Genomic DNA, 20696 nt, shown 5'->3' with positions numbered 1-20696 from the left:
AGCCCGCCCGACCGGGGAAGGAGGCCGAAGGCGGAGAACACACGAGGCGTGTTTATCGTCAAAGGGACGACTATGATCGCGGCATGCCCTACGACCCGTCGGCCTTCCCGCCCTTCGCTGTCACCGTCGACCTGGTCGTCCTCACGGTGCGGAACCACGCACTGTGCACCCTGGTCGTCCGCAGGGGAGAGGAGCCCTTCCAGGGGAGATGGGCCCTGCCGGGAGGCTTCGTCCGTGACGACGAGGACCTCGGCGCCGCCGCCGCGCGCGAGCTGGCCGAGGAGACCGGGCTGCGCGCCCACGACCCCTCGGCGCCGTCCCCGGTGCCGGACAACGGCGCGCACCTGGAACAGCTCGCCACCTACGGGGCGCCCGGGCGCGACCCGCGGATGCGGGTGGTGAGCGTCGCCCACCTCGCGCTCGCCCCCGACCTGCCCGCGCCCCGGCCGGGCGGCGACGCCAACAGCGCCCGCTGGGCACCCGTGGAGAAACTGCTCGACCAGGCCTGGGTCGCCGACCCGGACTCTCCGGACGCGCTCGCCTTCGACCACGGCCAGATCCTCTCCGACGGGGTGGAGCGGGCCCGTTCGAAGATCGAGTACTCCTCGCTCGCCACGGCGTTCTGTCCGCCGGAGTTCACCGTCGGCGAGCTGCGCCGGGTCTACGAGGCGGTCTGGGGCGTCACGCTCGACCCCCGCAACTTCCACCGCAAGGTCACCGGCACCCCCGGCTTCCTCGTCCCGACCGGAGGAACCACGACCCGTCAGGGAGGCCGCCCCGCCCAGCTGTTCAGGGCCGGGGGCGCGACCCTGCTCAACCCGCCGATGCTGCGCCCCGAGGTCTGAGGAGCAAGTCCCTCCGCCGCCCCAGGGCGGCAACCCTGCGGGAAAAGTCCGAAATCTAACGTTATCTTGCTGCGATAGCGCCGCCCTGCCGCGGAGCGGTGACTCCTACCGCGAGAGAAGCGATGCTCCAGGCCATCGGACTGACCAGTGCCCCCCGCCGCGATCGCCCGCCCGCCGTGGACGATCTGACCTTCGAGGCCCCGACCGGGGCCGTGACCGCCCTCGTCGGCCCCCCGGGCTCCGGCAAGACGACCGCCCTGCGCCGGCTCCTCGAACTCGACCCGGGGCGCGGACTCACCTACTTCCGGGGACGGCCGCTGCGCCGGATCGCGCAGCCGGCGCGCGAGGTCGGCGTCGTCCTCGGCGATGTGCCCGGCCATCCGTCCCGTACCGTCCGGGGGCAGTTGCGCATGCTCGCCGCGGGCGCGGGGGTTCCCGTCGCCCGGGCCGACGCCGTGATCCGCGACGTGGGCCTCGGCGGACTGGAGGGGGCGCGGCTCGGCACCCTGCCGCGCGGGGCCGATCGCAGACTCGCCCTGGCCGCCGCCCTGTTGGGGGAGCCCCACACCCTGCTCCTGGACGCCCCCGGGGCCGGGCTGTCCCCGGCGGAGCGGCTCCGGCTGCACGAACTGCTGCGCGCGCACGCGGAGGCCGGCGGCACCGTCCTCTACACCACCAGGGATCCCAAGGACGCTGCCCGCAACGCCGATCACATCGTCGCCCTCGACGGCGGCCGCCTCGTCGCCGCCCAGGAGGCGGGCGACTTCGCCCGCACCCGGCTGCGGCCGAGGGTCGCCGTCCGCACCCCGCACGCCGCCCGCCTCGCCGCCGCGGTGACCCAGGAGGCCAGGGCCGCGCGCCGCCCGGTCGAGGTCGACACGGAGGACGGCACCCACCTCCTCGTCTACGGCGGCGACTGCGCGCAGGTGGGGGACACCGCGTTCCGGCACGGCGTCCCCGTCCACCGGCTCGTGGAGGAGACGGGCGACGACGGCCCCGCCCCGGTCGCGACCGGGCCCGTGGGGCGTCCGGCGGAGGGCGCGCCCGCGCCTCTCCCCAGGGCGCGCCGGCCGGTGCGTTCCCCGCTGCGGCCGCTCCGGTACGAGCTGCGCCGGATCACCGGCGTACCGTCCACGGGGCTGATCCTCACCGGGACCCTGGCGGTGTCGGCCGTGCTCGCCGTGCTGCTCGGGCGGGGCGGCGGCACCCCGCTCCCGGCGGTGCTCGCCGCCTGGCCCGAGCTCCTGCCGTTGCCGCCCGCCGCGCTCGGCGCGGGCCTGATCGGCGCACTCGCCTTCGGGGAGGAGTACCGCTACCCCGCCCTCGCCGCGGGCCGGGGCGCCGTGCCGCGCCGGCTGGCGCTGCTCCTCGCCAAGCTCGCCGTCTCCGCGGGCGCCGCCCTGCTCCTCGGCGCGCTGGTGGCGGGCGCCGATCTGGCGGCCCTCCGCCTCTTCTACGGCCCGGAGTTGATCGCCGTACCCGACAACTGGACCTCGCTGGGCGCGAGTTGGCTGGGACTCTCGGTCGGCTGCGCGTGGGCCGGGGTGCTGGGTGCCGGGGTCTTCCGGGCCGCGGCGGCCGGAGTGGCCGCCGTCCTCTTCGTCCCGGTCGCCTTCGTCCCCCTGCTGCGGCAGGTGATGAGCGGCCCCGCGGTCCGGTCCGTCGCCGGACTCCCGGCCCGCCTCGGCGAGTTCGCCGGGCCCCGGTGGGCGCCGCCGCTCGACCGGTGGATCTCCGGGGTCCTCGAGGTGGTCGCGCAGCCCGCCGGAGTGGCCCTCGCGCTCACGTTGACGGTCCTCCTCTGCACCTATGTGCTCACCGGGCTTCGCCGGCAGGCCCGTTGGTGATCACTTGCGGACCGATGTCTTCCGCTTGGGCTGCAACTCCCTTGCGTAATGCCGTTTATGTCCCAATAATCGTCAATTGTGTAGGGGGTGCCGATCACCCTTTCGTGTGCTTTTCACCAAAGACCTCAAGGGCCACGGAGGCCACGCCGACAAAGGATGCGTGAGTACCCTTGCGCACACGATGATGACCGCCGCCCGCTCCGTCGACTCCGGCCTCGGCGCCACGGGCGATCTCGATCGCTACCCCTACACGGAGGCGCCCGCCGCCGACCGCGTGGGCCCACCCGCCTGGGAGGGGGTGGACACGGATCTCGGCCGCGTCGGCCGCCGCACCGCCGGCAGTCGGGGCCGCGGACTGCACGGCCAGCTCGTCCAGCAGCTCGGCCAGATGATCGTCTCCGGCGACCTCGGCGCGGACCGCCCCCTCGTCCCGGAGGAGATCGGCCAGCGCTTCGAGGTCTCGCGGACCGTCGTGCGCGAGTCGCTCCGCGTCCTGGAGGCCAAGGGCCTCGTCAGCGCCCGCCCCAATGTCGGCACCCGGGTCCGCCCGGTCAGCGACTGGAACCTGCTCGACCCCGACATCATCGAGTGGCGCGCCTTCGGCCCGCAGCGCGACGACCAGCGGCGCGAGCTCAACGAGCTGCGTTGGACCATCGAGCCGCTCGCCGCCCGCCTCGCCGCCGGACACGGCCGCGAGGACGTGCAGCAGCGCCTCGCCGACATGGTCCAGATCATGGGGCACGCGTACGCCCAGGGCGACGGCATCACCTTCACCCGTGCCGACACCGAGTTCCACTCCCTGCTCATCCAGCTCGCCGGCAACCGCATGCTGGAGCACCTCTCCGGCATCGTCGCCGCCGCCCTCCAGGTCTCCGGCGGGCCCGTCACGGCCTGTGACCGCCCCGGCGAGAGCTGCCTGGCGCACCACGGCCGGATCGTCGACGCCCTCGCCGCGGGCGACCCCGTCGGCGCCGAAACCGCCATGCGCCAGCTGCTCACGGTTCATCCCGAGGTGGAGCCCCGCGTCGTTCCCGCCCCCCGCGAACACTGACCCGCGGGCCGTGGTCGGAAGCGCACGGGCGCGTGCACGCGGAGTGCCGCCGGGTCCGAGCGCGGTCCGGGGACCCGTCCGGGTTCCCCGGACCGCGCCAGGGTGCCGGCGGCGCCGAATGTACGCTTGATAACTGTTCCGCCCCTTTCGTCGCGTATGCGGTGTGACTCGGGACACGAAGATTGGGCGTAACACTCCTCCGAGCCGTGCGATGACCTAAGAGGTGACAGCCGAGGAAGGAATACAGCAGCCGGTGCAGGCGCTGTGCAGTTCCCCGGTCCAGCCCGCGCCGTCGGCACATTCCCCGTCGACGGTCGTCGGCTCCGGTCCGATCTTCGGGCGGGGCCGGAAGCCGTTTCCATCGTTCCGAGAGGTTGTTCGTGTCGGCCAGCACATCCCGTACGCTCCCGCCGGAGATCGCCGAGTCCGAGTCTGTGATGGCGCTCATCGAGCGGGGAAAGGCTGATGGGCAGATCGCCGGCGATGACGTGCGTCGGGCCTTCGAGGCTGACCAGATTCCGCCAACCCAGTGGAAGAATGTTCTGCGCAGCCTCAATCAGATCCTCGAGGAAGAGGGTGTGACGCTGATGGTCAGTGCAGCGGAGTCGCCGAAGCGCGCCCGCAAGAGCGCAGCAGCGAAGAGCCCGGCCAAGCGCACCGCCGCCAAGACCACCGTCACCGCGAGGGCGGCGACGGTGACGAGGACCACCGTCGCCACCGGCTCGGCGGCCCCCGCGGCCGAGAGCGGCGACCCGGCCGACGAGGCCGCGTCGCCCGCCAAGAAGGCGGCCGCGAAGAAGACCGCCGTCAAGAAGACGGCGGCCAAGAAGACCGTCGCCAAGAAGACGGCGGCCAAGAAGACCGCGTCCAAGAAGTCCGACGACGAACTGATCGAGGGCGAGGAGCTCATCGAGGACGTCGCGCCGGGCAAGGACGAGGAGGAGACCGAGGGCGAGGCCAAGGGCTTCGTGCTGTCCGACGAGGACGAGGACGACGCTCCCGCCCAGCAGGTCGCCGTCGCCGGTGCCACCGCGGACCCGGTCAAGGACTACCTGAAGCAGATCGGCAAGGTCCCCCTCCTCAACGCCGAGCAGGAGGTCGAGCTCGCCAAGCGCATCGAGGCCGGTCTCTTCGCCGAGGACAAGCTCGCCAACTCGGACAAGATCGCCCCGAAGCTCAAGCGCGAGCTGGAGATCATCGCCGAGGACGGCCGCCGCGCCAAGAACCACCTCCTGGAGGCCAACCTCCGTCTGGTGGTCTCGCTGGCCAAGCGCTACACCGGCCGCGGCATGCTCTTCCTGGACCTGATCCAGGAGGGCAACCTCGGTCTGATCCGCGCGGTCGAGAAGTTCGACTACACCAAGGGCTACAAGTTCTCCACGTACGCCACCTGGTGGATCCGTCAGGCGATCACCCGCGCCATGGCCGACCAGGCCCGCACCATCCGTATCCCGGTGCACATGGTCGAGGTCATCAACAAGCTCGCGCGCGTCCAGCGCCAGATGCTCCAGGACCTGGGCCGCGAGCCCACCCCGGAGGAGCTGGCCAAGGAGCTCGACATGACCCCCGAGAAGGTCATCGAGGTCCAGAAGTACGGCCGCGAGCCGATCTCCCTCCACACCCCCCTGGGTGAGGACGGCGACAGCGAGTTCGGTGACCTCATCGAGGACTCCGAGGCGGTCGTGCCGGCCGACGCGGTCAGCTTCACGCTCCTCCAGGAGCAGCTGCACTCCGTCCTCGACACGCTCTCCGAGCGTGAGGCCGGCGTGGTCTCCATGCGCTTCGGTCTCACCGACGGCCAGCCGAAGACGCTCGACGAGATCGGCAAGGTCTACGGCGTGACCCGTGAGCGGATCCGCCAGATCGAGTCGAAGACGATGTCGAAGCTGCGGCACCCGTCGCGCTCGCAGGTCCTCCGGGACTACCTCGACTGATCCGTCCGAGGTACACGGCAGTGGACGAAGGGTCCGGTTCCCCGCTCGGGAGCCGGGCCCTTCGGCCGTTCGCGGGTGCAGCGGACCCCTCCGTGCCGGACGCTGGGTGAACGGATATCAGCGGAGAGTCAGGAGGCTCCATGCGTGCTCCCTTCGCCCGAGCGTTGACGGGTGCCCTGGGTGTGATCACGGCGGTGGCCGGAGCGGTGGCCGGCGCGGCCCCGGCCACCGCCGACAGCGTCGTGGTGGGCGGCAGCCCGACCGAGATCACCGACGCGCCCTGGGTGGTGGCGCTGTCCAGCCGTGACCGGTTCGGAGGTACGCGCGCGGGCCAGTTCTGCGGCGGTGTCGTCGTCGCGCCCACCAAGGTCCTCACCGCCGCCCACTGCCTCAGCCGGGAGGCGCTCGGCGGCGCCCCCTGGCAGCTGCGGGACCTCTCGGTGATCGCCGGCCGGGCGGCGCTGCGCGGGCAGGGCGGGCAGGAGGTGCGGATCTCGGACACCTGGGTGAACCCCGACTACGACCCGACGACCAACTCCGGCGACCTCGCCGTGCTCACCCTCGCCGAGTCCCTGCCGAGCTCCTACGTCATCAAGGTGGCGGCGCGGGGGGACGCGGCCGAGAACCCGGGCACGGCGGCCGAGGTGTACGGCTGGGGCGACACGAGCGGCCACGGCAGCTACGCCACCTCGCTGCGCTCCGCGCACGTCCAGGTCCTCCCGGACGGGGCGTGCGAGCGGGCGTACCCGGGCGGCTTCGGTGGCGTCTCGTACCGCAAGGAGACGATGCTCTGCGCCGGGGACCCCCGGGGTGGCCGGGACGCCTGCCAGGGCGACAGCGGCGGGCCGCTGGTGGCCCGGGGGGTGCTGGTGGGCCTGGTGTCCTGGGGCAGCGGCTGCGGGCAGGCCGAGAACCCCGGGGTCTACACGCGGGTGTCCGCGGTGCTGCCCGAGCGGCTCTGACGGGACGGCGGCCCGCCCCTGGCCGGGGCCCGCGGGCGGGGCCCGCGGGCGGGGCCCGCGGGGGTCTCCCGGGGCCGTGGGGGTACGAGAACGGGCGGCCATCCCCTGGTCCAGGGGATGGCCGCCCGTCGTCCGGCCGTCTAGGGGCCGGCCCTGAGCTCGTCGTGGATGCGCGGCGTCAGTGCTCGTCGCCCACCGTGCGGGCCGGCACGTCGGTCAGCCGGTCCGTCTCATCCTGTATCTCAACGGCGATCTTCTTGAGTTCCGGCTCGAACTTGCGACCGTGGTGGGCGCAGAAGAGCAAGTCACCTCCGCTGGCCAGGACGACACGCAGGTAAGCCTGGGCGCCGCAGCGGTCGCAGCGGTCAGCGGCCGTCAGGGGGCTCGCGGGGGTCAGAACAGTAGTCACGTCGCCTCTTCTCTAGCTCGACGAGCTGTCGTACCAGGGTCAACATCCAACCAGGCCGAAAACGTTCCCGCTCGTGGCTTTCCCTTGAAACTTTTTCCCAAGGTGGCTGTCTGTTGCCGGTTGGCGGCGAATGAGCCGTATTGCGTCGCTCTACGGGTTTCGCGTTGCTGTGGTGTGTCGGTCGTCCTCCCGGCGGGGTTGCCGGTTGTTCATGAGGACGTGCCCGGAGCCTAGATGGTTCATGCGCGGAAGGGAACGTGATGTTCGCGTCACCCCTTCGAGGGATCGAACATCCATACGAGTCTGGACTAGCATGAGGAAACCGAGTGGGTGGCGTTTCAGCGGCCCCACCAGGCATCGGTACCCTCTGAGCGGTGAGCGATGCCGGTACTCACCCCATCGGGCAAGATTTCAAATTCAGCGAGGAGCGAACCGCGTGACCGCCGAAACGTCCGTGCCGTCCAGTGCGCTGCTGACCGCAGACCGTGACGGTTCCAACTACACCGCGCGGCACCTGCTCGTCCTCGAAGGGCTCGAAGCGGTCCGCAAACGCCCCGGAATGTACATCGGGTCCACCGACAGCCGTGGCCTGATGCACTGCCTCTGGGAGATCATCGACAACTCGGTCGACGAAGCCCTGGGTGGCTACTGCGACCACATCGACGTCATCCTCCACGACGACGGCTCGGTCGAGGTCCGGGACAACGGCCGGGGCATCCCGGTCGACGTCGAGCCCAAGACCGGCCTCTCCGGCGTCGAGGTCGTAATGACCAAGCTGCACGCCGGCGGAAAGTTCGGCGGCGGCTCGTACGCGGCCTCCGGCGGTCTGCACGGCGTCGGCGCCTCCGTGGTCAACGCCCTCTCGGCCCGCCTCGACGTCGAGGTCGACCGGAACGGCGCCACGCACGCGATCAGCTTCCGGCGCGGCGTCCCCGGCATCTTCACCGAGCAGGGCCCGGACAGCCCCTTCGACCCGTCGAGCGGGCTGATCAAGGGCAAGCGGGTGCCCAAGACCCGCACCGGCACCCGCGTCCGCTACTGGGCCGACCGCCAGATCTTCCTCAAGGACGCCAAGCTCGCCCTGGAGACGCTGCACCAGCGCGCCCGCCAGACCGCCTTCCTCGTGCCCGGCCTCACCATCGTCGTCCGCGACGAGCGGGACCTGGAGGGGATCGGCAAGAGCGAGGAGGTCTTCCGCTTCGACGGCGGCATCAGCGAGTTCTGCGAGTACCTCGCGCAGGACAAGGCCGTCTGCGACGTGCTGCGCCTCACCGGCCAGGGCACCTTCAAGGAGACCGTCCCCGTCCTGGACGACCGCGGCCACATGACGCCCACGGAGGTCACCCGCGAGCTCGGCGTGGACGTCGCGCTGCGCTGGGGCACCGGGTACGACACCACGGTCCGGTCCTTCGTGAACATCATCGCCACCCCCAAGGGCGGCACCCACGTCTCCGGCTTCGAGCAGGCCATCACCAAGACGGTCAACGAGGTGCTGCGCTCGGCGAAGCTGCTGCGCGTCGCCGAGGACGACATCGTCAAGGACGACGCCCTGGAGGGCATGACCGCCGTCGTCACGGTCCGGCTCGCCGAGCCGCAGTTCGAGGGCCAGACCAAGGAGGTCCTCGGCACCTCGGCGGCCCGCCGGATCGTGGCCACCGTCGTCGCCCGCGAGCTCAAGGCCTTCCTGACCTCCACCAAGCGGGACGCCAAGGCGCAGGCCCGGGCCGTCCTGGAGAAGGCCGTCGCCGCGGCCCGCACCCGGATCGCCGCCCGCCAGCACAAGGAGGCGCAGCGCCGGAAGACCGCCCTGGAGTCCTCCTCGCTGCCGGCCAAGCTGGCCGACTGCCGCAGCGACGACGTGGAGCGCAGCGAGCTCTTCATCGTCGAGGGAGACTCCGCGCTCGGCACCGCCAAGCTCGCCCGCAACAGCGAGTTCCAGGCGCTGCTGCCGATCCGCGGCAAGATCCTCAACGTCCAGAAGTCGTCCGTCTCGGACATGCTGAAGAACGCCGAGTGCGGCGCGATCATCCAGGTCATAGGGGCCGGTTCGGGCCGCACCTTCGACATCGACGCGGCGCGCTACGGCAAGGTCATCATGATGACCGACGCCGACGTCGACGGCTCGCACATCCGGACGCTCCTGCTCACCCTCTTCCAGCGCTACATGCGGCCCATGGTCGAGGCGGGGCGGGTCTTCGCGGCCGTGCCGCCGCTCCACCGGATCGAGCTGGTCCAGCCCAAGAAGGGCCAGGACAAGTACGTGTACACGTACTCCGACAGCGAGCTGCGGCAGACGCTCCTGGAGCTCCAGCGCAAGGGGGTCCGCTACAAGGACTCCATCCAGCGCTACAAGGGCCTCGGCGAGATGGACGCCGACCAGCTCGCGGAGACCACGATGGACCCGCGCCACCGCACCCTGCGCCGGATCAACATCGGCGACCTGGACGCGGCCGAGACGGTTTTCGACCTGCTGATGGGCAACGACGTGGCGCCCCGCAAGGAGTTCATCACCAGCTCGGCGGCGACGCTCGACCGCTCGCGCATCGACGCCTGAGCCGCACCGCCGCCCCTCGCGCACACCGCACCGGCCCGGCCCCCGCACCACGGGGGCCGGGCCGGTCGGCGTTCGGCGTCCATACGCATATCGGTCCGGTCCGGTCAGGCGCCGGGCCGCAGAGTCACCTGATGGGGTGAAGAGCGGAGGGAGAAGAGTCCGGGATCTGCCCGCTCTGTCCATCCTTGGGCACGCGGCCGAAACGGTTCGCTGACAAGGAGAGTTGACCGGTGGAGCAGCTGGACGAGCAGGAGCGCGCGGGGGCGCGGGACGACGGGGCGGGCGGGATCCCGCCGGGGCTACCGCACCAGCGGTACGACGAGGCCGCGCACGGCGCGCCGGGGACGGCCGGGGTCTACCTGGAGGTCCAGCGCAGCCCCGCCTTCCAGGAGGTACGGCGCCGCTACCGCCGCTTCGCCTTCCCCGCGACCCTCGCCTTCCTGCTCTGGTACCTCGCCTACGTCGTCGCCGCCACCGCCGCCCCCGGCCTGATGGCCCGCCCGGTGGCGGGCGCGGTCAACGTGGCGATGGTCGCCGGACTCGGCCAGTTCCTCACCACCTTCCTCCTCACCTGGGCCTACGCGCGGCACGCCCGCCTGCGCCGGGACCGGGCGGCGCTCGAACTGCGCTGGGACACCCAGGAGATGACGAGAGGAGCCGGACAGTGGTGACCGGAGACCACCAGACCCTCGCCCTGGTCCTCTTCAGCGTCTTCGTCGCCGTGACGCTCGCCATCACCACCTGGGTGAGCCGCGACCGGCACGGCTCGGCCGAGGAGTTCTACGCCGGCGGGCGGCTCTTCTCGCCGATGGAGAACGGATTCGCCATCGCCGGCGACTACATGTCGGCGGCCTCCTTCCTCGGCATCTCCGGCCTCATCGCCCTCTACGGCTACGACGGCATGCTCTACTCGGTCGGCTTCCTCGTCGCCTGGCTGGTGGTGCTCCTCCTCGTCGCCGAACTCGTCCGCAACTGCGGCCGGTTCACCCTCGCCGACGTCGTCGCCGCGCGGATGGCCGAACGGCCCGTACGGATCGCGGCCGGCACCTCCTCCGTCGCCGTCTCGGTGCTCTACCTGGTGGCCCAGATGGTCGGCGCCGGCAGCCTGGTCGCGCTCCTCCTCGGCGGCACCGGCGAGGCGGCGCGCACCTGGACCGTCGTCGGCGTCGGCGCGCTGATGGTGATCTACGTGTCGCTCGGCGGGATGCGGGCCACCACCTGGATCCAGATCGTCAAGGCGGTGCTGCTGATGGCCGGCACCGTCGCGCTCACCGTCCTGGTCCTCGTCCGCTTCCACGGCGATGTGAACAGCCTGCTCAACACCGCCGCCGAACGCAGCGGGCACGGCAGCGCCTTCCTCGGCCCGGGACTGAAGTACGGCGGCGATTGGACCGCCCGGCTCGACTTCATCAGCCTCGGGCTCGCGCTCGTCCTCGGCACCGCCGGACTGCCGCACATCCTGTCCCGCTTCTACACCGTGCCCACCGCGCGGGCCGCCCGCCGCTCCGTCGTCTGGTCCATCGGCCTCATCGGCGGCTTCTACCTGATGACGATCGTCCTCGGCTTCGGCGCCGCCGCCCTCATCGGCTCCGCCGAGGTCCGCGCCTCCAACGCCTCGGGGAACACGGCCGTCCCGCTGCTCGCGCTCGACCTCGGCGGGGGAGCGGGCTCCACCGGCGGCACGGTGCTCTTCGCGGTCGTCGCGGCCGTCGCCTTCGCGACCATCCTCGCCGTCGTCGCCGGGATCACCTTGGCCTCCTCGGCCTCCGTCGCCCACGACCTCTACGCCTCGCTGCGCCGGCCGGACCGGAAGCAGTACAGCGAAGTCGCGGTGGCGCGGGTGGCCGCCGCGGTCATCGGGGCCGTCGCGATCGGCCTCGGACTGCTCGCCAGCGACCTCAACGTCGCCTTCCTCGTCGGCCTCGCCTTCGCGGTCGCCGCCTCGGCCAACCTGCCGGTGCTGCTGTACTCGCTCTTCTGGCGCCGCTTCACCACCCGGGGCGCGGTCTGGTCCGTCTACGGCGGACTCGTCCCCGCGGTGCTCCTGGTGCTGTTCTCGCCGGTCGTCTCCGGCGGCCCGGAGGCGCTCTTCCCCGGCGTCGACTTCCAGCTCTTCCCGCTGCAGAACCCGGGCGTGGTCTCCATCCCGCTCGGCTTCCTCGCCGGCTGGCTCGGCACCGTCACCTCCGCCGAACCGCCCGACGAGGCGCGGCACGCCGAGACCGAGGTGCGGGCGCTGACGGGGGCCGGGGCGGTCTGAGCTCCCCGGGGCGGGCGCGTCAGGGGGAGGAGACCCAGGTGTAGCGGTGCTCGGGGCGGCCGGTCTCGCCGTACCGGAGGGAGAGCCGGACGCGCCCGGTCCGTTCGAGGAGCTTGAGGTAGCGCTGGGCGGTCTGGCGGCTCACGCCGGTCCGCTCGGCCAGCTCCTGGGTGGAGAGCGGTCCGCCGGCGGCGAGCAGCGCCTGGCGGACCAGCTCGGCCGTCGTCGGGGAGTGCCCCTTGGGCAGGTCGGGGGCGACGGAGCCGGCCGCGAGGGTGCCGAAGATGCGGTCGACCTCGGCCTGTTCCGCCTCGCCGCCGTTCTCCAGGGTGCGGCGGAGCGTCGCGTACGCCTCCAGCTTGGAACGCAGTCCGGCGAAGTTGAACGGTTTGACCAGGTACTGGAGGGCGCCGTGCCGCATCGCCGCCTGCACGGTCGCCACGTCCCTGGCGGCGGTCACCATGATCACGTCGCACTGGTGGCCCCTCGCCCGCAGCTCGCGGATGGCGGCGAGGCCGTTCTCGTCGGGGAGGTGGTGGTCCAGGAGGACCAGGTCCACGGGGTGACCGTCGAGGACGTCCAGCGCCTCGGCGGTGGAGTGGGCGGTGGCCGCGACCCGGAAGCCGGGCAGCTTGGTCACGTACGCGGCGTTCACCCGCGCCACGCGGACGTCGTCGTCGACGACGAGCACGTCGATCATCGGGGCACCTCCTGGGTCGCGGGCGGGGCCTCCGCCGGGGTGTCCGGGGCGGCCTCGACGTCCTGGGACCGCCCGGCGTGGGCTGCCGGAGACCGCTCGGCCGGGGCTGCTGGAGACCGTTCGGTGAGGGCGTCCGGGAGGACCACCGTGAACTGCGCGCCGCCGGTCCCGGCCGTCGCCACCCGCGCGGAGCCGCCGCGTCGCTCGGCGAGGCGGCGTACGAGGGCGAGGCCGAGGCCCCGGCGGCCGTGCGAGGGCGGTTCCTTGGTGGTCCAGCCCTCGGTGAAGATCAGCTCCCGGCGGTCCTCGGGGACGCCGGGGCCGCTGTCGGCGACCCGCAGGACGACCGTCCGGCCCTCGGCGCGCAGCGCCACCTCGACCCGGGCGTCCTCGGTGCCGGCGGCGGCGTCCAGGGCGTTGTCGACGAGGTTGCCGACGACGGTGACCAGTTCGCGCGGGTCGACCAGACGGTCGGGGAGCAGGGAGTCCGGGGCGATCCGCAGGGAGACGCCCCGCTCGGCGGCGACCGTCGCCTTGCCGACGAGGAGCGCCGCGAGCAGCGGGTCGTGGACCTTCTCGGTCACCTGCTCGGCGGTCGCCCGGTGCACCCCGACGACCTCGGTGACGTAGTCGGCCGCCTCCTCGTACAGCTCCAGTTCGAGCAGCCCGAGGAGGGTGTGCAGCCGGTTGGCGTGTTCGTGGTCCTGGGCCCGCAGGGCGTCGATCAGGCCGCGGGTGGAGTCCAGCTCCCGGCCCAGCCGCTCCAGCTCGGTGCGGTCGCGCAGGGTCGCCACGGCGCCGCCGTCGTCCGTGGGCATCCGGTTGGCGATGAGCACGCGGTGCCCCTGGACGGTCACGAGGTCGGCGCCGGCCGCCCGGCCGGTCAGCACGTCCGCGGTGCGGCCCGGGCCGAGGAGCGCGTCGAGCGGCTGCCCGGCCGCCTCGGGGCCGAGGCCGAGCAGCCGCTGCGCCTCGTCGTTGAGGAGCCGTACGGAGCCCTTCCGGTCCAGCGCCACCACGCCCTCGCGGATGCCGTGCAGCATCGCCTCGCGCTCGGCGAGCAGCGCCGAGATGTCGGAGAAGGCCAGGTCACGGGTCTGGCGCTGGATCCGCCGGGAGATCAGGTACGCCGCCAGGGCGCCGGCCGCGAGCGCGCCGCCCGCGTAGGCCAGGAGGCCGGGGATGGCGGAGAGGAGCCGGTCGCGGACGCTGTCGTACTCGATGCCGACGGAGACGGCGCCGACGATCCCGCCGTCGGCGTCGAGCAGCGGCGCCTTGCCGCGCGCCGAGCGGCCGAGGGTGCCGCTGTCGATCTCCATCACCTCGGCGCCGGCGAGCACCTCGCTCGGGTCGGTGGAGACGGTCCGGCCGATCTGGGCGGGGTCGGTGTGCGACCAGCGCACGCCGCGGGTGTCCATGACGACGACGTACTCGGCGCCGGTCGCGGCCCGGATCCGCTCGGCCTCGCGCTGCACCGGGCCCGTCGCCGACGGCGGCCCGCCGGCCAGGTCCGCGGCGGTACGCGTGGAGGCCATGGTCTCGGCGATGGCCAGGGCCCGCCGCATGGCCTGGTCGTCGAGCTGGGCGCTCAGCGGGGCCAGGAAGAGGCCGGTGGCCAGCACGGTCACGCCGGTGGCGACGGCCAGCTGCATCAGCAGCACCTGCGAGAACACCCGCCGCGGCCATCCCAGTCGGCGCCGCCGGCGCACGGCCGACCGCGCGGAGGGGAGCGAAGCGGTGCCGGTCATGCCCGAAACGGTACGGGGACGGCCCGCGCGACCGGAAATGCCGGGGGCGGGCACCGGGGCCCGGCGGCCGGACCGAGGCCGGGTCCGCGACCATGATCGGCCGGGCACGCCCCGGGGCGTGCGTGTACGGGTGCGTGGGCGCCGTGCGGGCCGCGGACGCCGGACTCGGCGACCGACAGCCCCCGGGGCGTGTCTGCGTGTGCGTGTGCAAGGAAGGGGGTGGGGGCGGGCTGCCTATCCTGGGGGCCGGTCCGGGGACCGCGCCGAGTGCCGTCCCGGGCCGTGTCCGGCGTCGTTCAGTGAAAGGTCCGTTCCGTGAGTGCGCAGCAGATTCCCGTCGTCGTTCTCGCCGGGTTTCTCGGGGCCGGGAAGACCACGCTCCTCAACCATCTGCTGCGTGGCGCGCGGGGGACCCGGATCGGGGTCATGGTCAACGACTTCGGGGACATCGGAATCGACGCGATGACCGTCGCCGGGCAGGTGGGCTCGACGGTCTCCCTGGGGAACGGGTGCCTGTGCTGCGCCGTGGACGCGAGCGAGCTGGACGAGTACCTGGAGGTGCTGACCCGGCCCGAGCTGCGCCTGGACGTGATCGTGATCGAGGCGAGCGGGCTGGCCGAGCCGCAGGAGCTGGTGCGGATGGTGCTCGCCAGCGAGAACCGGCGGGCCGTGTACGGCGGCCTCGTCGAGGTCGTCGACGCCGCCGAGTTCGCCGCCACGCGGGAGCGGCACCCCGAGACCGACCGCCACCTCGCCCTCGCCGACCTCGTCGTCGTCAACAAGGCCGACCGGGTGTCCCGGGAGGAGCTGAGCGCGGTCCGGGAGACCGTGGCCGGGCTCGCGGGGCGGGCCGCGGTGATCGAGGCGGCGCACGGCCGGATCGATCCCGAGCTGCTCTTCGACCGGGTCGTCCCGGAGGACGAGATCGCCGGGCAGATGTCGATCGAGGACATTCTCTACGCCGACGAGGACGGCCACGCGCACCCGCACGCCGCCTACGACACCGTCTCCCTGTCCACCGCCGTGCCGCTGCATCCGCGGCGGCTGATGGCCTTCCTCGACTCGCGCCCCGAGGGGCTGTACCGCCTCAAGGGCTTCGTCGACTTCGGCGTCGCCGACCCCGGGCACCGCTACCTGGTGCACGCCGTCGGCCGCTTCCTGCGCTTCTACCCGGAGCCCTGGCCGGCCGGGGAGGAGCGGCTCTCGCAGCTCGTCCTGATCGGCTCGGGCGTCGACGCGGGCGCTCTCCGCAAGGAACTCGCCGCCTGCGAGCAGGACGGCCCCGGGGACGCCCCGGACGAGCACAGCATGTGGGGCGTCCTGCGGTATGTCCCCCAGGGCGACGAGCCGCCCGCGGAGGCCTAGGCGGCTTTCACGCCGCTGGCGCCTCCGCCGGTATCAGGCCGACCGCCGCCAGGTAGGTGCCGAGGGTCGGGTCGCCGCCGGTGCCGGCCCAGCCGAGGTAGCCGTCCGGGCGGATGAGGAACACGCCGGGGCCGTACGGGGCGCAGGCCGCCAGTGCGGCCGTGCGGACGGACGGGGGGAGGGGCGGCGGCGGTGCGGTGGCGCCGATCGTGAGCAGGGTGAAGTGCGGGCCCCGGAAGAGGTCGAAGAGGCGCGCCTCGCCGTAGGGGCCGTCCGGGGCGCGGTCGCCCGCGCGCAGGGTGTCCCCGGGCGTCTCCGGGCGGGTGTCCACCGCGAGTGCCGAGTCCCGGTAGCCGAGGCCCAGCTGCTGGACCTCCTTGCCCCGCCGGGTGGCCTCGCCGTCGACGGTCGCCCTGTGGAGGCGGGTGCTGAGGCCGAGGACCTCCGCCGCCACCGGGCGGCGCTCCGCCTCGTAGGAGTCGAGGAGCGCGGCCGGCGCGCCGTGGAGCAGGACCTGGGCGAGCTTCCAGCCGAGGTTGTACGCGTCCTGGACGCCGGTGTTGAGGCCCTGGCCGCCGGCGGGGGAGTGGACGTGGGCCGCGTCGCCCGCCAGGAAGACACGGCCTTCCCGGAAGCGGTCCGCCAGGGCCGCCCGGGCGCGGTAGTCCGAGGCCCAGGTCACGCCGGTGATCTCGTCCGCTGCGAGGGGGGTGCGTGCGGTGAGGAGTGCGCGGACGCCTTCCGGGGTGGTGTCCACGGCGGCTGCCGCGTCCTCGAAGGTGGCGGCGAGCTGGAAGAGGCCGTCGCCGCCCGGCAGCGGGCAGAGCGCCACACCGCCGTCGGGGGCCCGCCAGACGTGCCAGTGGTCCCGATCGGTCAGCGCGCCCGCGGCGATCCGCACATCGGCGACGAGCATCGGGCGCGGGTCGACCGTCTCGCCGGTCATGCCGATGCCGAGGGCCCTGCGGACGGTCGAGCGGCCGCCGTCCGCGCCGACCAGGCAGCCGGCTCTGATCGTCCCGCCGCCGGTCAGCTCCACCGTCACGCCGTCCTCGTCCTGGTCGAGTCCGGCCAGCCCGGCACCGAACCGGACGGCGCCGCCGAGCTCCGTCAGCCGGGCGTACAGCAGCTCCTGGACGCGGGACTGCGGGATCAGCAGGGTGTTCGCGTACGGCACCTGCTCGGTGGGCTCGGAGCGCTCGACCATGTCCCACTCGCCGCGCCGCTCGGTGCCCTCCCAGGCCAGCATCCTGGGGTACGAGGCCCCCGCCGCCAGCACCTCGGGCAGCACCCCGAGGTCGTCCAGGACCTCCTGGCTGCGGGGCTGGAGTCCCTTGCCGCGCGAGCCGGGGAAGAGTCCGCCGGCGCGCTCCAGGAGGAGCGCCCGCACGCCCCGGCGGGCGAGGTCGAGGGCGAGCACCAGTCCCGTCGGGCCCGCCCCCGCGATGACGACGTCCGCGTCCCCGCGGCTGTCCCCCCGGCCGTTCCTGCGGCTGTCCGCGTGCCTGTCCCCGGTCGCGCCCATGGGTGACCGCCTCGCTTCCTTAACGTCGTTAAAGAGTGATGCGTCAAGGATGGACTTAACGGCGTTAAGGAGTCAAGGGGATACCGTGACGGTGTGGCGACCAAGAAGACGAGCAAGCTGGAACCCGGCCAGGTGGCGGAGACCGCCCTGCGGCTGCTGAACGAGCGCGGTCTGGAGGGGCTCACGCTCCGCGCGATCGCCCAGGAGCTGCACGTCCAGGCCCCGGCCCTGTACTGGCACTTCAAGAACAAGCAGGCACTGCTCGACGAGATGGCGACCGTCATGTACCGGCGGATGGTCGCCGACCCGGACGCCCGGCCGGTCGCCGGGCAGAGCTGGCAGGAGCTCATGCTCACCGCCAACCGGGGGCTGCGTGCCGGGCTGCTGCGCTACCGCGACGGCGCCAAGGTCTACAGCGGCGCCCGCTTCACCGGCAGCGACCACGCCCAGGACATGGAGCGCCAGCTCGGTGCCCTCGTCGACGCCGGGTTCTCGCTGCGCGAGGCGGTGCGGGCCAGCACGACGGCGTACATGTACACGCTCGGCTTCGTCACCGAGGAGCAGGGCACCGAGTCCCAGCCCGGCGAGCCCCGGGAGGGCTTCGACGTCGAGGAACGCGCCCGGCGCCTCGCCGACTACCCCCTGGCGGCCGCGGCCGGCGCCGAGATCTTCGCCGGCTACGACGAGCGCTTCGAGGAGGGGCTGCGGCTGATCATCGCGGGGATCGAGACGGTGTACGCCCCCGCCCCGCGGACCTGAACCCGAGCACGACGAAGCCCCCGCTCCGGCCGGAGCGGGGGCTTCGCGCGTACGAAGGCGTACGGGGCGTACGAAGGCGTACGAAGGCGTGTGAGGGCGTGCGCGGTGGCTACTCCGCCGGGCCCGCCACCACGTCGACCGGCTTCGGGAGCGGAGTGCCCGAGCCGTCGCGGCGCGGGTCGGCCTCCGGCAGGTCCACCGGTGTGCCGTTCTTCTGCGCGGCGCGGGCCGGCAGGGCGCCCGCCCAGGCCAGGAGCAGGACCTCCTCGCCCTTCAGGAAGCGCTGGCAGCGCACGCCGCCGGTCGCCCGGCCCTTGCGCGGGTACTGGTCGAAGGGGGTCAGCTTCGCCGAGGTCGCGGCGGAGCCGTCCAGGGTGCCGGTCGAGCCCGCCACCGTGAACACGGCCGCGTCCGCCGCCGGGTCCACCGCGCCGAAGGACAGCACCTCGGCGCCGGCCGCCAGCTTGATGCCCGCCATGCCGCCGGCCGGGCGGCCCTGCGGCCGCACCTGGGAGGCCGGGTAGCGCAGCAGCTGCGCGTCCGAGGTGATGAAGACCAGGTCCTCCTCGCCCGTCCGCAGCTCGACCGCGCCGACGATCCGGTCGCCGTCCTTGAGGGTGATGACCTCCAGCTCGTCCTTGTTCGCCGGATAGTCGGGCACCACCCGCTTGACCACGCCCTGGAGGGTGCCGAGCGCCAGGCCGGGGGAGGCCTCGTCCAGGGTGGTCAGGCAGACCACCGTCTCGTCCGCCTCCAGGGACAGGAACTCGGACAGCGGCGCCCCGCCCGCCAGGTTCGGCGCCGCGGCCGTGTCGGGCAGCTGCGGCAGGTCGATGACCGCGACCCGCAGCAGGCGGCCCGTCGAGGTCACCGCGCCCACGTCGCCGCGCTGGGTGGCCGCCACCGACGAGACGATCACGTCGTGCTTGGCCCGCTTGGCGTCCGGGTCGGCCGGCGGCAGCTCCGCCGCGACCGTCCGGGCCAGCAGGCCGGTCGAGGAGAGCAGCACCCGGCACGGGTCGTCCGCGACCTCCAGCGGCACGGCCGCCACCGGGGCGCCCGCCGACTCCAGGAGGACCGTGCGCCGGTCGGTGGCGAACTTCTTCGCGACCGCGGCCAGTTCGGCCGAGACCAGCTTGCGCAGCTCGGAGTCGGAGTCCAGGATCCCGGTCAGCTCGTCGATCTCGCCGGTGAGCCGGTCGCGCTCGGTCTCCAGCTCGATGCGGTCGAACTTGGTGAGCCGGCGCAGCGGGGTGTCCAGGATGTACTGCGTCTGGATCTCGCTCAGCGAGAAGCGCTCCATGAGGCGCGCCTTGGCCTCCGAGGAGTTCTCGCTCTCCCGGATGAGCCGGATGACCTCGTCGATGTCGAGGAGGGCGACGAGCAGGCCCTCGACCAGGTGGAGCCGGTCGCGCTTCTTGCCGCGGCGGTACTCGGAGCGGCGGCGGACCACCTCGAAGCGGTGGTCGAGGTAGACCTCCAGGAGCTCCTTGAGGCCCAGGGTGAGCGGCTGGCCGTCCACCAGGGCCACGTTGTTGATGCCGAAGGACTCCTCCATCGGCGTCAGCTTGTAGAGCTGCTCCAGGACGGCCTCGGGCACGAAGCCGTTCTTGATCTCGATGACCAGGCGGAGTCCGTGGGCCCGGTCGGTGAGGTCCTTGACGTCGGCGATGCCCTGGAGCTTCTTCGAGCCGACCAGGTCCTTGATCTTGGAGATGACCTTCTCGGGGCCGACCGTGAAGGGCAGTTCGGTGACGACGATGCCCTTGCGGCGGGCCGTCACGGTCTCCACCGAGGTGGTGGCGCGGATCTTGAAGGTGCCGCGGCCCGTCTCGTACGCGTCCCGGATGCCGTTCAGACCGACGATCCGGCCGCCGGTCGGCAGGTCGGGGCCCGGGACGAAGCGCATCAGCGCGTCCAGGTCCGCGTTCGGGTACCGGATCAGGTGGCGGGCGGCCGCGACGACCTCGCCGAGGTTGTGCGGGGGCATGTTGGTGGCCATGCCGACCGCGATGCCCGAGGCGCCGTTCACCAGCAGGTTCGGGTACGCGGCGGGGAGCGCGACCGGCTCCTGCTCCTGGCCGTCGTAGTTGGGCGCGAAGTCGACCGTGTCCTCGTCGATGGACTCGGTCATCAGCAGGGCGGCCGGGGCCATCCGCGACTCGGTGTACCGCATGGCGGCCGGCGGGTCGTCGTTGCCCAGCGAGCCGAAGTTGCCGTGGCCGTCGACCAGCGGCACGCGCATGGAGAACGGCTGCGCCATGCGGACCATGGCGTCGTAGATCGAGGCGTCGCCGTGCGGGTGCAGCTTGCCCATCACCTCGCCGACCACGCGGGCGCACTTGACGAAGCCGCGGTCGGGGCGCAGGCCCATCTCGTTCATCTGGTAGACGATGCGCCGCTGGACCGGCTTCATGCCGTCGCGGGCGTCGGGCAGGGCGCGCGAGTAGATGACCGAGTAGGCGTACTCGAGGAAGGAGCCCTGCATCTCGTCGACGACGTCGATGTCGAGGATCCTCTCCTCGTACGCGTCGTCCGGCGGCGGTGTCTTCGTGCTGCGGCGGGCCATCGCGGCTGCGGCTCCTTCTCCGACAAAGCTTGATCTGACGCGGACCATTGTGGACCGTGCCACCGACAACGCCGACCGCGACCCGGACGAGGGACATCGGAGTACTCCGGGAACTTCGCCAGGTGTCGGCGCGCTTGCATACAGTGGCAGCACTTTTCCAGATCGCGA

Annotated in this window: 15 protein-coding genes; 10 read left to right on the top strand and 5 right to left on the bottom strand. The window is 72.8% G+C overall.

The window, feature by feature from the left end:
- Positions 1 to 83 precede the first annotated feature (83 nt).
- The 5 genes from HHL19_RS33520 (at position 84) to HHL19_RS33500 (ending at position 6639) form a co-directional block, all read left to right on the top strand.
- Complete coding sequence (locus HHL19_RS33520) at positions 84 to 845, top strand: NUDIX domain-containing protein (protein ID WP_169094158.1); 762 nt, start codon at positions 84 to 86, stop codon at positions 843 to 845.
- A 122-nt stretch (positions 846 to 967) separates the two neighbouring features.
- Positions 968 to 2692, top strand: coding sequence for an ATP-binding cassette domain-containing protein (locus HHL19_RS33515; protein WP_169094157.1), 1725 nt, complete (start codon positions 968 to 970; stop codon positions 2690 to 2692).
- A gap of 160 nt (positions 2693 to 2852) precedes the next feature.
- Positions 2853 to 3743 carry a FadR/GntR family transcriptional regulator gene (locus tag HHL19_RS33510; RefSeq protein ID WP_169094156.1) on the top strand — a complete coding sequence of 297 codons (891 nt, stop codon included), beginning with the start codon at positions 2853 to 2855 and terminating at the stop codon, positions 3741 to 3743.
- A gap of 380 nt (positions 3744 to 4123) precedes the next feature.
- On the top strand, positions 4124 to 5677 hold the full coding sequence (locus HHL19_RS33505; protein WP_169094155.1) for an RNA polymerase sigma factor: 1554 nt from the start codon (positions 4124 to 4126) through the stop codon (positions 5675 to 5677).
- A gap of 140 nt (positions 5678 to 5817) precedes the next feature.
- Positions 5818 to 6639, top strand: a complete 822-nt coding sequence (locus tag HHL19_RS33500; protein ID WP_169094154.1) for a serine protease — start codon at positions 5818 to 5820, stop codon at positions 6637 to 6639.
- A 178-nt stretch (positions 6640 to 6817) separates the two neighbouring features.
- Here the strand turns inward: HHL19_RS33500 and HHL19_RS33495 are convergent, their stop codons facing one another.
- Positions 6818 to 7048 (bottom strand): hypothetical protein, encoded by a 231-nt coding sequence (locus tag HHL19_RS33495; protein WP_030495106.1) that lies wholly within the window; start codon positions 7046 to 7048, stop codon positions 6818 to 6820.
- A 436-nt stretch (positions 7049 to 7484) separates the two neighbouring features.
- Between HHL19_RS33495 and HHL19_RS33490 the strand changes: the two genes are divergently transcribed.
- From HHL19_RS33490 to HHL19_RS33480, 3 genes are all read left to right on the top strand, one after another.
- Positions 7485 to 9602, top strand: coding sequence for a DNA topoisomerase IV subunit B (locus HHL19_RS33490; protein ID WP_169094153.1), 2118 nt, complete (start codon positions 7485 to 7487; stop codon positions 9600 to 9602).
- Between the two features lie 287 nt (positions 9603 to 9889).
- Positions 9890 to 10273: a DUF485 domain-containing protein gene (locus tag HHL19_RS33485; protein ID WP_346768517.1), complete on the top strand. Its 384-nt coding sequence runs from the start codon at positions 9890 to 9892 to the stop codon at positions 10271 to 10273.
- Positions 10270 to 11862 carry a cation acetate symporter gene (locus HHL19_RS33480; protein ID WP_169094151.1) on the top strand — a complete coding sequence of 531 codons (1593 nt, stop codon included), beginning with the start codon at positions 10270 to 10272 and terminating at the stop codon, positions 11860 to 11862. The genes HHL19_RS33485 and HHL19_RS33480 overlap by 4 nt, the downstream gene beginning before the upstream one ends.
- Positions 11863 to 11881: 19 nt before the next feature.
- Here the strand turns inward: HHL19_RS33480 and HHL19_RS33475 are convergent, their stop codons facing one another.
- Both HHL19_RS33475 and HHL19_RS33470 read right to left on the bottom strand, forming a co-directional pair.
- Positions 11882 to 12562, bottom strand: coding sequence for a response regulator (locus HHL19_RS33475; protein ID WP_169094150.1), 681 nt, complete (start codon positions 12560 to 12562; stop codon positions 11882 to 11884).
- Positions 12559 to 14310, bottom strand: a complete 1752-nt coding sequence (locus tag HHL19_RS33470; RefSeq protein WP_169094149.1) for a sensor histidine kinase — start codon at positions 14308 to 14310, stop codon at positions 12559 to 12561. The genes HHL19_RS33475 and HHL19_RS33470 overlap by 4 nt, the downstream gene beginning before the upstream one ends.
- A 315-nt stretch (positions 14311 to 14625) precedes the next feature.
- Here HHL19_RS33470 and HHL19_RS33465 point away from each other — a divergent pair, with 315 nt between their 5' ends.
- Positions 14626 to 15675: a GTP-binding protein gene (locus HHL19_RS33465; RefSeq protein ID WP_169094148.1), complete on the top strand. Its 1050-nt coding sequence runs from the start codon at positions 14626 to 14628 to the stop codon at positions 15673 to 15675.
- A gap of 7 nt (positions 15676 to 15682) precedes the next feature.
- Here the strand turns inward: HHL19_RS33465 and HHL19_RS33460 are convergent, their stop codons facing one another.
- Entirely contained in the window at positions 15683 to 17200 is a 1518-nt protein-coding gene (locus HHL19_RS33460; protein ID WP_169094147.1) for an FAD-dependent monooxygenase, read from the bottom strand.
- A 93-nt stretch (positions 17201 to 17293) separates the two neighbouring features.
- On the opposite strand from HHL19_RS33460, the gene HHL19_RS33455 reads away from it, so the two are divergent.
- Positions 17294 to 17959 carry a TetR/AcrR family transcriptional regulator C-terminal domain-containing protein gene (locus tag HHL19_RS33455; protein ID WP_169094146.1) on the top strand — a complete coding sequence of 222 codons (666 nt, stop codon included), beginning with the start codon at positions 17294 to 17296 and terminating at the stop codon, positions 17957 to 17959.
- Positions 17960 to 18068: 109 nt separating this feature from the next.
- Here HHL19_RS33455 and HHL19_RS33450 read toward each other — a convergent pair whose 3' ends face one another.
- Positions 18069 to 20528, bottom strand: a complete 2460-nt coding sequence (locus HHL19_RS33450; RefSeq protein WP_169094145.1) for a DNA topoisomerase IV subunit A — start codon at positions 20526 to 20528, stop codon at positions 18069 to 18071.
- Positions 20529 to 20696 lie beyond the last annotated feature (168 nt).

Source organism: Streptomyces sp. R302, assembly GCF_012927245.1.
Classification (GTDB): Bacteria; Actinomycetota; Actinomycetes; order Streptomycetales; family Streptomycetaceae; genus Streptomyces.
Note: the sequence above shows the minus strand (reverse complement) of the source record. Positions and strands in the feature narration are given on the sequence as shown.